Annotated in this window: 8 protein-coding genes and 2 pseudogenes; 5 read left to right on the top strand and 5 right to left on the bottom strand. The window is 69.6% G+C overall.

The window, feature by feature from the left end; all coding sequences use genetic code 11:
• Nucleotides 1–99: 99 nt before the first annotated feature.
• Together ABZ371_RS22455 and ABZ371_RS22450 are read right to left on the bottom strand one after the other, a co-directional pair.
• Nucleotides 100–960: a hypothetical protein gene (locus ABZ371_RS22455; RefSeq protein WP_358682542.1), complete on the bottom strand. Its 861-nt coding sequence runs from the start codon at nucleotides 958–960 to the stop codon at nucleotides 100–102.
• Nucleotides 961–965: 5 nt separating this feature from the next.
• Nucleotides 966–1,496, bottom strand: a complete 531-nt coding sequence (locus ABZ371_RS22450; protein ID WP_358682540.1) for a papain-like cysteine protease family protein — start codon at nucleotides 1,494–1,496, stop codon at nucleotides 966–968.
• Between the two features lie 309 nt (nucleotides 1,497–1,805).
• Here ABZ371_RS22450 and ABZ371_RS22445 point away from each other — a divergent pair, with 309 nt between their 5' ends.
• The 4 genes and pseudogenes from ABZ371_RS22445 to ABZ371_RS22430 form a co-directional block, all read left to right on the top strand.
• Entirely contained in the window at nucleotides 1,806–2,750 is a 945-nt protein-coding gene (locus ABZ371_RS22445) for a hypothetical protein (protein WP_358682537.1), read from the top strand.
• A 141-nt stretch (nucleotides 2,751–2,891) separates the two neighbouring features.
• Nucleotides 2,892–3,842, top strand: coding sequence for a helix-turn-helix transcriptional regulator (locus tag ABZ371_RS22440; RefSeq protein WP_358682534.1), 951 nt, complete (start codon nucleotides 2,892–2,894; stop codon nucleotides 3,840–3,842).
• Between the two features lie 256 nt (nucleotides 3,843–4,098).
• Complete coding sequence (locus ABZ371_RS22435; protein ID WP_358682532.1) at nucleotides 4,099–6,102, top strand: S8 family serine peptidase; 2,004 nt, start codon at nucleotides 4,099–4,101, stop codon at nucleotides 6,100–6,102.
• A 377-nt stretch (nucleotides 6,103–6,479) separates the two neighbouring features.
• A pseudogene (locus tag ABZ371_RS22430) lies at nucleotides 6,480–6,818 on the top strand (peptidase M4 family protein); the annotation flags it as partial.
• Nucleotides 6,819–6,880: 62 nt separating this feature from the next.
• On the opposite strand, the gene ABZ371_RS22425 reads toward ABZ371_RS22430, so the two are convergent.
• From ABZ371_RS22425 to ABZ371_RS22415, 3 genes and pseudogenes are all read right to left on the bottom strand, one after another.
• On the bottom strand, nucleotides 6,881–7,618 hold the full coding sequence (locus tag ABZ371_RS22425; protein ID WP_358682545.1) for a hypothetical protein: 738 nt from the start codon (nucleotides 7,616–7,618) through the stop codon (nucleotides 6,881–6,883).
• Between the two features lie 184 nt (nucleotides 7,619–7,802).
• Entirely contained in the window at nucleotides 7,803–8,933 is a 1,131-nt protein-coding gene (locus ABZ371_RS22420) for a hypothetical protein (protein WP_358682529.1), read from the bottom strand.
• A gap of 110 nt (nucleotides 8,934–9,043) precedes the next feature.
• A pseudogene (locus ABZ371_RS22415) lies at nucleotides 9,044–9,843 on the bottom strand (IS5 family transposase); the annotation flags it as partial.
• Between the two features lie 259 nt (nucleotides 9,844–10,102).
• Here ABZ371_RS22415 and ABZ371_RS22410 point away from each other — a divergent pair.
• Nucleotides 10,103–10,558, top strand: a complete 456-nt coding sequence (locus ABZ371_RS22410; protein WP_358682526.1) for a zinc-ribbon domain-containing protein — start codon at nucleotides 10,103–10,105, stop codon at nucleotides 10,556–10,558.
• The last annotated feature ends 75 nt before the right edge of the window (nucleotides 10,559–10,633 follow it).

Raw genomic sequence — 10,633 nt, 5'->3', positions numbered from 1 at the left:
TAAATACTCCCCGGGGGCGGCCCCCCTCACCCTTTGTGGGGGGGGGGGGGGCCCCCCCCCCCGGTTCTGCTCGTCGCGGATGCGACGAAGACCGTTCGGCTATCGCGTGGCGCGGCGGGTGCGCCGCAGCCTGGCGCCGCCCAGGCCGAGCGCGCCGAGCGCGCCGAGTGTTCCCGCGCCGGCCAGTGCGGAGGTGGTGGTGAGGGCGGGGCCGGTGTCTTCGGCGGATGCCTGGGCCACGGGGGTGGGTGCCTCGACGGCGTCTCCGGCTGTCGTTCGGGCACCCTTGTCGTCGAAGCCACCGGCTTGGCCCGCCTTGTCGTACACGGAGCCGGGCAGCTTGTCGCCGTAGGCCCCGTGGACGCGTTCGCGGTAGGCGTCGAGGGTGGTGCCCTGCTTGCCGATGGCCTTTCGTGCCTGGTTGTTCAGCGGCAGCACGCGCTCACCGCCCTGTACATACCAGGCGTCGATCTGGGGCTCGCGGAAGACGGTGCCGCCGGGAAGCCTGCGCTCGCCGAGCACCGCGTAGCGGGTCTCGTCGTTGCCGGTGGCGATGTTCACGACCTGCCAGTCGCCGGCCTGCGGGGCGGTCCACAGCGACGCCTTCTGGCCGTCGGATGAGACGGCTTCGCTGGCCAGGAACTGGAGCCGTCCGATCGGGGCGTCCTTCTGCCCCGCGACGAATTGCGGGGAGAGGTAGTAGACCGGGACGGTGTTCCCGGATATCTCGGGGTCGGCTGCGGACCGGGTGACTTGGCCGTCCCGGGCGAAGAACCGGGAGAGCGTGTCACGGGACTCCGGCGAGCGCGCCTCCTGCCGGGCGGCGGCGACATCGGTCGCGGACGGTGCCGCGGGCCGCCCGTCCGCCTGCGCCTGGGGGGCTCCGGCCAGGCCGAGGATAAGTGCGGCGCCGGTACCCGCGAGGGAGGCGGTCAGCAGGCGGTTACTGGCTCTGGTCATCGTGGTCACGCACCGATCCGGTAGAGCGAGTGGGTCCAGTCGAAGGAGTTGTTGTTGAGGTACCAGGAGTGAGAGGCCCAGTTGTAGCGGTCGCTGGAGGGCCAGGGGTCGCCCCAGTAGACGAGGCTGCTCGCGGTGTCGAAGCCGTAGATGACGTGCATGTGCCCGCCGCCGCTGTCCCAGCCGATCCGGGTTTCGACGGGCCGGTTGGCGTTGATCTCCTGCTGCACCGTCGGGTAGTTCAGCGGGGAGGAGACGTACGAGCCGGCGCTGATGCCCGCCCATTTGAAGGCAGTCTGGACGTTGCCCAGGGTGGCTTGATTGTTGGGGCACGTGGTGCTCACGGACCGGTTGAAGGCCGCGTTGCAGAAGGTGTTCTGGCTGTAGGTGCGCCCGTAGAAGGTGGCGATGGTGTTGCCACTGGCGGCCCAACACCAGTTGTCCTTCTGCTGGGCCTGCATCGCGATGTCGAGCTGCTTCGCGGCGGCGGCACCGGACGGGGCGGTCGACTGGGCCGTGGCGGTGGTGGCGGGCATCGCCAGTAGTGCCGCAGTGACCAGGGTGAGTGCGGACAGCTGCTGCGCATGGGGTTGGTCGAGCTGCTGAGGAAGCGCATCGTGTTCCTGCCTGAGGGGGTGGAGGAGATGAGGGCACGTCCGGACGCTGCGGTAGAGCTTCACCCGTTGTCCTGGGCAGGTCAACGCTGTCTAATATCGTCAGACCGTGCCGTAGTGAACAGTCGATCCTCGAAAGTGAATGCCCGGCCTGGCTGATCAGTGCCCAGTTCACCGACGGCAAGCGGCATAATCGCCGGTCTTTGTGAATGTTCACCTGAAGGACCACTCGTGACACATACCGGACATATCGACGCCTCCATCGCGCACCTCGAAGAGACCCTGCGCACCGGCCCGTTTCACGCAGCGCTGCGGGCGGCCCTGGCGGCCCGCGGGATGTCGCTCCAGCGTGTGCAACACCATCTGGCCGGCCGCGGGGTCAGGATCGGGGTGACCAGCCTGAGCTACTGGCAGCAGGGTGCTCGCCGCCCCCGGCGTGCCGAGTCGCTGAGAGCCGTACATCTGCTGGAGGAGATCCTCCAGCTGCCGCGGGAGTCGCTGAGCCGGCTGCTCGTCCGTCCTGCCGACGCCGCCGCGGACGAGCGGCCCGCCGCCCGCCCCTACCGTTCGATCGTCGGCGCGCCGGAATCCGTGGAACGCCTGCTCAAGGAGCTTGACGCGCCGCTGGACGGCGGGCTGCACACCATCAGCCACCACGAGAACGTGCGCATCGGATCGCGCCGGGAGCTGAGCGGCCGCGAGTCCCACCACGTGGTGCGCGCCCACCGGGACGGCGTGGACCGCTATGTGGCGATCCACCAGGGGGAGCAGGGATGCGAGCCGGAACGCGTCGAGGTCCACGCGCTGGAAGACTGCCGCCGAGGACGGGTTCGCTGGGACCGCGTCACCGGTGTGGTGGTTGCCGAGCTGTTGTTCGACGTACGGCTGGGCCTGGGGGACACGCACATCTTCCGTTACCGGATCAAGGACGGCACCGGGGGCGAATCCACCGAGTACATGCGCGGATTCGGCTTCGCGGGCGGCCAGTACGCCCTGCACGTGCGCTTCGCAGCCGACGCGATGCCGGTACGCTGCCGCCGGTTCGCCCGGCTGACGGCGAGATCACCGCTCTGCGACCGGCACGACCTGACCCCCGGGGGGCAGCACCGCTCGGTACACCTGGTCGAGACCGAGGTCACCACCGGTGTGCTGGGCATCGACTGGGAATGGGACTGAGGCACCTGCTCGGAAGCGGACCACCCCCGGACGACGCCGCTGAGAACGCTGCCGGGGTGTGGCACCGGGGATCGCACCGTCCCGTGCGCCCGGCCGATGAGCGGACCGCGGCAGAACCAGAGCAGCCTTGAGGAGGCAACCGTGACGCCCGTGGACCATCCGGCCTCGGCCGACCGTGCCGTGGCCCGCGCCCTGCGGACGGGCCCGTTCGACCTCGCGCTCAGAGCGGCGGTGCGCACGAGCGGGCTCAGCCTGGAGCGCCTGGCCCACCGGTTGGCTGCCAGAGGCATCCACATCAGCGCGTCCAGTCTGAGTAACTGGCAGACCGGCCGCAGCCGCCCCGAACGGGCCGAGTCCGTCCACGCCCTGCGGGCCATGGAACAGATCCTCGGCCTTCCCCAGGACGGGCTGATCCAGCTGCTCGGGCCCCGCCGGCCACGCGGGAGATGGCTGGGCCACGTCCCCGGAGCAGTCTCGTACGACGCCATATTCGACGACCACGCCCGCCTCACCCGCATGATGGCCACCGGCGGGTTCCCCGACCCGGACCGCTGCGCGTACCGGACCGTCGAGGACCGCGTGACGCTGGACAGCGCCGGTGTGGTGCGCCGGATCGAGGTCCGCAACCTGGTGTCGGCGCTGGTCGACGGCGTGGATGGGTGCGTGGTGTACCACCGCGCCGACGACGGCAGCCACCCCGAGGTGCGTCCCGCCGATGGTTGCCGTCTGGGGCGCACCCGGGTCGACGAGGCATCGGGCTTTCTGGTCGCCGAGCTTCTCTTCGACCACCGGCTCGACCGCGGCGACGTCCACCTCATCGCGTTCGACCAGCACTTCCCCACCGCTCGCGCCCGTCCGGGGATAAGCGACCACTACTACAAGGCGTTCCGGTCACCGTGCCCCGGCTACCTGCTGCGGGTGGAGTTCCACCCCGACGCCGTACCGGTGCGTCTGAGGTCGTTCCGCGCGAACCGGTGGGGCGACGAGCCGACCGGCGAGCACGCCCTCCCCTGCCACCGCAACCGGGTCACCCACGTCTACACCCCCGACGTCCCGCCGGGGGTCGTCGGGGTGCGGTGGGAGTGGACCTGAGGCCGTTCCTGCGTTCGGGTACCCAAGTTGACAGCCACTTCGTACGGTGTGCCGAGTCGTGCGTACGGCGGGTCCGGGCCACACGCTCCCAGCCGAGTTCCCCGACGTGCCTCAGCCTGCCGCCGCCGCCACCGAGTCCGCCACAGTTTTGACGCACGGCCACAGTTTTGTCGGGCGGGAGCACGAGCCGATCACGTGGGCGATTTTCGCGACTACTTTCTGGGCCACCCCACACTTCGTCGGATCGGAGCAGAAGATGCCCCAGCGCAGTTCCCGTTCCAGGCGCGTGGCCAGCGTGCTGGCCCTCGCCCTGGCGGTAGGTATGGCCGCCCCGATGGCCGCCTCCGCCGATCCCCCGCCCCCTCGCCCGCTCGCGCCACTGCTCACATCCCCCGTGGCGGACGAGGTCCCCGGCCGGTACATCGTGGCGCTCAAGGAGCCCGGTCGAGGCGGACCGGCCGCGGTCTCCGAAGCACTGACGGAACCGCTGGCCCTCGCCCGCGAGCGGGGCGGCCAGGTGCGGCGCCAGTACACCGCCGCGCTGCGTGGCTTCTCCGCCGACCTGCCCGTGACGGCGGTCGAGGCGCTCCGACAGGACCCGCGGGTCGCCTATGTGCAGACGGTCCGCGTCCACCAGCAGACGAACGGCGCAAACAGGGCCGCGGCCCTGCCCGCACAGGACAACGCCCCCTGGCACCTGGACCGCATCGACCAGCGGGCCCTGCCGCTCGACTCCACCTACACACCACCGGACGACGGCTCCGGGACCAACGTCTACGTACTCGACTCCGGCGTACGCGCCACCCACCAGGAGTTCGAGGGGCGCGCCACCGGCGTCTACACCTCGATCAACGACGGCAACGGCTCCAAGGACTGCGCCAACCACGGCACGTTCGTCGCCAGCCACATCGCGGGCAAGACCTACGGCGTCGCCAAGAAGGCCAGCATCAAGGCCGTGCGCATCCTCGACTGCAACAACTCGGCGACCACCGAGCAGATCGTCGACGGGATGGACTGGACGACGAGGAACGCGGTCAAGCCCGCCGTGGTCAACATGAGCATCCAGAGCAACAACGGCACGGCCGACCAGGCGATGGACGACGCAGCCAAGTCCATGATCGACAGCGGCCTGCTGCTGGTCCTTATCACCGGCAATTTCGGCAAGGGCGACTGCAAGAACTCACCGAAGGAACCGCGGGCCATCACCATGGGCGCCTCGACACGGACCGACTCCCGCAACACCGGCAACAACCCCTCCAGCTACGGATCATGCACGACGGCCTTCGCCCCAGGAGCGAATGTGACCGGCGCGGGCAAGGACAGCGACACCCACATCCTCACCGGATGGAACGGCACCTCCTTCGCAGCACCGCTCGCCGCGGGCACCCTCGCGCTGGCCCTGGAAAGCAACCCCCGGCTCACGATGGCACAGGCCAAGGACCTCATCGTCACCAACTCCACCAAGAACGTACTGACCAACATCGGTTCCGGTTCACCCAACCGCCTGCTCTACGTAGGCGGCGGGGTGAACCCGCCCGGTGACAACCCCGTCGTGACCGACCCGGGCCCGCAGAACATCAGGACCGGCACTGCGGTCTCGTTGCAGATCAAGGCTTCCGACCCGCAGAACGACCCGCTGACCTACACCGCGAGCGGTCTGCCCGCGGGACTGTCGATCAACGCCGCCACGGGCCTGATCACCGGCACCCCCACCACGGCAGGCAGCTCCACCACCACCGTGACCGCCAAGGACCCCAGCGGCCACACCGGGTCGGCAACCTTCACCTGGACCGTCGGCTCGACCGCCGGCTGCCCCTCATCACAGCTGGTGGGCAACCCGGGCTTCGAGGACGGCCGCTCTCCCTGGACCGGCGACCTGCACACGATCGACCAGTTTCCCGAGAAGGCCGCCCACACCGGGACCCGGGTGGCCTGGCTCGCCGGCTACGGCTCCGCGCGCACCGAGCGCATCGCACAGAACATCACCGTGCCCGCCGGTTGCAAGGCGACGCTGACCCTGTACCTGCGCATCGACACCGCCGAGCCGGAGAACCGCGCGTACGACCGGATGACCGTTTCGCTGGGCGGCACGACACTGGCCACGTACAGCAACGTCGACGCCGGACCCAACTACGTGGCAAAGACCCTGGACGTCTCCTCCTTCGCGGGACGCACCGGCGCACTCCAGTTCTCGGCCACAGAGGACAACACGGACCAGACGAGTTTCGTCATCGACGATGTGACGCTGTCCACCGCATGACCCAGCGGGAGCACCCGGGCTGCGGCCCTCACATCTGATCCGCACGCCCCCTCGGGGCGGCTCGGCAGGCTCCTGCCGCGCCGCCCCGAGGGCTTGTGCGCGGACGCCTCCTACGAGGCAGGCCCGGCGATCACCAGTGCCCACCGGGAGCAACCGGACTCCGCGCACAAGCGGGAGCAGTTCACCCGCGGTCACCGACGACCACGTCCTGTTCCCGCAGACGTTGCGCGACGCCACCTGCTCTGCGCGGACGTTGTCCGGCGTTACCTGCCTTGGCTCGTATCCCATCCGTCCAGATTTTTCCGGCCGGCTGTCCGAGCGGCCCGTGACCCGAAGGCAGGACCTCGGTCGCGCCGGGCCTGATCGCGTGAGCCTCTTTGGCCGTCGCCACCGCTGTCGCCACCGGGGCCCTGCTCACCACCGGTTTGACCACCGATGCCGGCGCTGCCCCGGCCGGACCCACCGCCGGCTCCCAGGCGGCCGCCCCGACCACACTGTCCACTGCGGTTCGCACCAGCCTGCTGCAGAAAGCTCAGGTCGGCGCCGCCGAGACCGCGCAGCACATAGGCCTCGGCGCTGAGGAGAAGCTGGTCGTCAAGGACGTCGTCAAGGACGTCGACGGCACCCTCCACACCCGCTACGAGCGCACCTACGCGGGCCTCCCGGTGCTCGGTGGCGACTTGATCGTCCACACCGCCGAGTCGGGCAGGACCGACCTCGATGCGGTGGTCGTGGTGGGGCATGAAGCGGATGCGGACCTGGATCCCGGCCTGGCCGGTCATCCACGGCCCCACGTAGTCGCGTTCCTGAAGCGGATGCCGCGGGTGGTCAGCGTGCGGGTGCCGGCGTCCTCCAGGGTGAACGTCCACAGATCCGCGGCCGGCACGTCCCGCAGCGGGGTGGGATCGTCCTGCCACGCCTCAAGCGGAGTCTTGCCCCGCAACGGTGCCGGGCGGTGCTCGGTGTTCCACCAGAGCGTCCAGGCCAGAAGCTGGGCGGTGAAGTCCTCGAAGTCCAGCAGCACTTCGTCCTTCGGACGAGAAGCCCGTTTACCGGGGCGCGGCTGGCGGGCGTAGCCGGGCAGGGCGGCCAGGAACATGCTCTCCACCGCACGGTTCAGGCCCTCCACGGTGCCCTTGAGGTGAGGGGTGTAGGCGGGCAGGTCCTCCACCGTCACGTCCAGGAGATCGAACGCTGCGGTCACCGTCCGGGACAGGAAGTCCTTGCCGCGGCCCACCCTTACCTTCTCAGGCACGCCGCCGAACGGGCCGTAGGGATCCTCACGCAGCACCGCGGAGCGCAGCGCGGCCAGCACCGACTCCCGCGACGGGTCTCCCAGCGTGACCGCAACGCCGGTGATCGTGTTCGTCGAGCAGTCGGTGAACCAGGTGATCCATGGCCTGCGGGCCTTGCCCTCGACGTCGACCAGCACCGGGGCCTGCATATGGTCGGTCTCCCACACCTGGTTGCGCCAGCCCCGCGGCCGGGCCAGGAACACATCATGCTTAGAAGCCATCTCAAGTGGCTGGGTAGGCTGCTGGTCATGGTGGGTTCGTTGCACGTCTGCTTCTCTCGCGGAAGCGCCGCCGCACGCCCTCGCCGGGCAGGGCGCGAGTCATCTCCAGCCGATTCCCGCCTGAGCTTGTACGTCATCTTCAAGAGGCGTGAATGGTTGTAGCGCCCCACCGGGAGATCGCGGCCTACGGGTCCTGGCGTGCGTGCCGGGCCCTAGCGGACGCCGATCGCACCCAGCCGGGACCCGGGGCCGCGTCGAAGTCCTCGGTGAAACGGTAGATGCCGCGCACGCCCGTGTACGCGGCTATCAGGGCCAGGATCCATGCCAACGCGTCGGGTCCCGGTCCGCGTTCGGCCACGAGGAGAGCGAGCAGCGTCACCGCGGCCATGGCCAGCGCGGAAAGGTACGCGGCGGGGCGGTACTGGGAGGTGCGCGGGGCCAGGCGGACGCGGCGGGCTGCGGTGGGTTGCGCATGCTCCGGTGCGTACGCCGACTCCGCGGCGTGGCGATCCGTCACTCCCCAGACGACGTACCCGTCGTCCGTGACCAAGGCCGCGCCCATCGCCTCCGTCGGATCGCCCCAAGACCCGCCGGCCGCGGCCCAGCAGAGCCAGCCCTCCCGGCCCTCAAGGGCTATGCCTGGTTCCAGATCAAGCCAGCGGAACGCCGTGTTCTTCTCGTCCGCGGTCCGCAGCGCGAAGGTCCGGTCGTCGGCCGTGAGCGACAGCCGACGCGCCAGCCAGGTCACGGTGCCCTCGCCGTCCCACTGTGCCTTGCCCACCCGGACGCGGCGGGCCGCAACCGTACCGGCGGCGGCATCCCGGCGCAGCTCGGACGGGCCCGCGTGAGGGCCGCCACCGGCGAACAGGCTGACCACCCACAGGCGCAGCAGGTACAGAGACACGAACCCGGCGACGACGGTGATCAAGTTCATGGCAGGTGCCAGCGGGCCGGCGTGGGCGCCTATCGTGCGGGCCACGACGAGTGGGAGGGCGGACAGCATCAGACCGGGCACGAGCGTCGCCCGCACCCTGCGTCGGCGTGGTAGCCGGGCGGGTACGGCCGCGCGGCCGGGCTCCGCCGACAACGGCGGAAGGATCAGCGGAGGGGCCAGAAGCGTGCCGACCCACCAGAGGGCGGTCAGGAGTGCGGTCAAGGCCGCGTACCGAACCACCAGGTCGCTCCCGACGCCCGATTCGGGCGTCGGGAAGAGCAGACCGAGGGTGGTGAGTGCCCCCGCCGCCAGCGCCGCCGTCCCTGTCACCCGGCACCACCAGGTCGCGCGCCGCGGCAGCGCCGTACGGTCGTCGTTCATGGTTTCCCCCCAGGGCAGCCCAGCTGAAGGCGCGGCACGGTTCCTGCCCCCGGCGAACTGCCTCTCGCCTGTGTTCGATCCGGCGACAGCTTACGACTGGATCCGTTGGCGAGTCGGCGGTAGCAGATGAGGGTGCAGGCGATGCTGGTGAAGGCGAGGAAGTGGTCGGCCTTGCGTTCGTAGCGTCGGTGGAGGCGGCGGCAGCCGGCGAGCCAGGACATGGTGCGTTCCACGGTCCACCGGTGGCGGCCCAGTCGTTGAGAGGACTCCACTCCCTTGCGGGCGATGCGGTGGGTGATGCCGCGGTCGCGTAACCATCGCCGCAGGTGGGCATAGTCGTAGCCCTTGTCGGCGTGGAGCTTGCCGGGCTTGCGCCGTCGCCGGCCGCAGCGCGAGCGGACCGGCGGAATGCCCTTCACGAGCGGGATCATGGCCTGGCTGTCGTGCAGGTTGGCTCCGGAAATGCCGACGGATATGGGCAGACCCGACCGTTCCGTGATCAGGTGGATTTTCGAGCCGTACTTGCCCCGATCGACAGGATTCGGACCCGTCAGGTCCCCCTTTTCAGGGCCCGCATGTTCACCGAGTCGATCGCGCATCGCGACCAGTCCAGCTCGCCGCGGGCTCCGAGTTCGTCGAGGACCAGGCGGTGGAGCTTGGCCCACACCCTGGCTTTCGACCACTCCGAGAACCGCCGGTGGGCGGTCGCTCCGGACGCGCCGAACGACGCCGAAGGCAGCTGCTGCCAGGTACAACCCGACGTGGCCACGAAGACGATCGCGGCCGGCACTTCCCGGTCGCCGTGCCGACGCCGACCACCACCCTGCGGCCGCGACGGCGCCTCCGGCACGACTCGCTGGAACAACTCCCACAACTCGTCCGGCACCAGCCGCTCAACGATCCCCACCATGACCCACAGAATACCGAGTCACCCAAATGAGATGGCCTCTTACGGACGCGTGTCCCGGTCCGGCTCCCAGACGGGTCAGCACCGTTCACCAGCCAGCGTCCTATGCATACCTCTGGTCTACAGTCTTTGCCAGTAGCCGTGCAGCTCGTTCGTAACTGCCCGTCGGCAACGCGCGCTGCCTGAGAGTTGCCACCGATCGTTTCATGGAGTGCACTTGCGCAGACCCGGTTCTCCGAAGGCCGCGGAGGAACCAGAGCTGATGAATGCGTGGCTGGCTGAGCTCAACGAGGGACTGGACCCAGCTCGCCTGACCATCGGCAGCGCGAAGTACGTCCACCTTCGCTGCCGGGGCTGCGGAGTGCCTTACCGGGTGCAGATCCGGCACTTCATGGCGGGGCACACTTGCCAGAAATGCGGCATTGCCCGACAGGTGCTTTCCTCCCGTCGGCCCGCCAGGGGCCGGTCGATTGCCGTGCTGAGGCCGGACTTGGCTGCGGAATGGGACAGTGAGCGCAATGAGGTCTCGGCGGCCGAGGTCGCCGCCCAGTCCAATGCGCCGGCTCGCTGGTGGCGCTGCCCTGCGGATGACCGTCATCGCTATGACATGCCGCCGAGCGAGCGCTGGCGCGGCAGTGGATGTCCGTACTGTTCGGGACACCGGGCCGGGTGTGGCAACGACCTGGCTACTGTTCATCCGGGACTGCTGCACGGATAGGTGACACCTTGACCTGGCTTGCCGAGAGGCGGCCTGGAAGGATGTCGCAGTGCCCAAGCCGTATCCCAAAGAGTT

It is taken from the genome of Streptomyces sp. NPDC005899, from assembly GCF_040629645.1.
Classification (GTDB): Bacteria; Actinomycetota; Actinomycetes; order Streptomycetales; family Streptomycetaceae; genus Streptomyces.
This window is presented reverse-complemented; position numbering and strand designations above follow the sequence as displayed.

Bases quoted from the DNA above. Each gene is read 5' to 3' on its own strand.
- ABZ371_RS22455 (WP_358682542.1), bottom strand. From the start codon at position 960: ATGACCAGAGCCAGTAACCGCCTGCTGACCGCCTCCCTCGCGGGTACC.
- ABZ371_RS22450 (WP_358682540.1), bottom strand. From the start codon at position 1,496: ATGCCCGCCACCACCGCCACGGCCCAGTCGACCGCCCCGTCCGGTGCC.
- ABZ371_RS22435 (WP_358682532.1), top strand. From the start codon at position 4,099: ATGCCCCAGCGCAGTTCCCGTTCCAGGCGCGTGGCCAGCGTGCTGGCC.
- ABZ371_RS22425 (WP_358682545.1), bottom strand. From the start codon at position 7,618: ATGGCTTCTAAGCATGATGTGTTCCTGGCCCGGCCGCGGGGCTGGCGC.
- ABZ371_RS22420 (WP_358682529.1), bottom strand. From the start codon at position 8,933: ATGAACGACGACCGTACGGCGCTGCCGCGGCGCGCGACCTGGTGGTGC.
- ABZ371_RS22410 (WP_358682526.1), top strand. From the start codon at position 10,103: ATGAATGCGTGGCTGGCTGAGCTCAACGAGGGACTGGACCCAGCTCGC.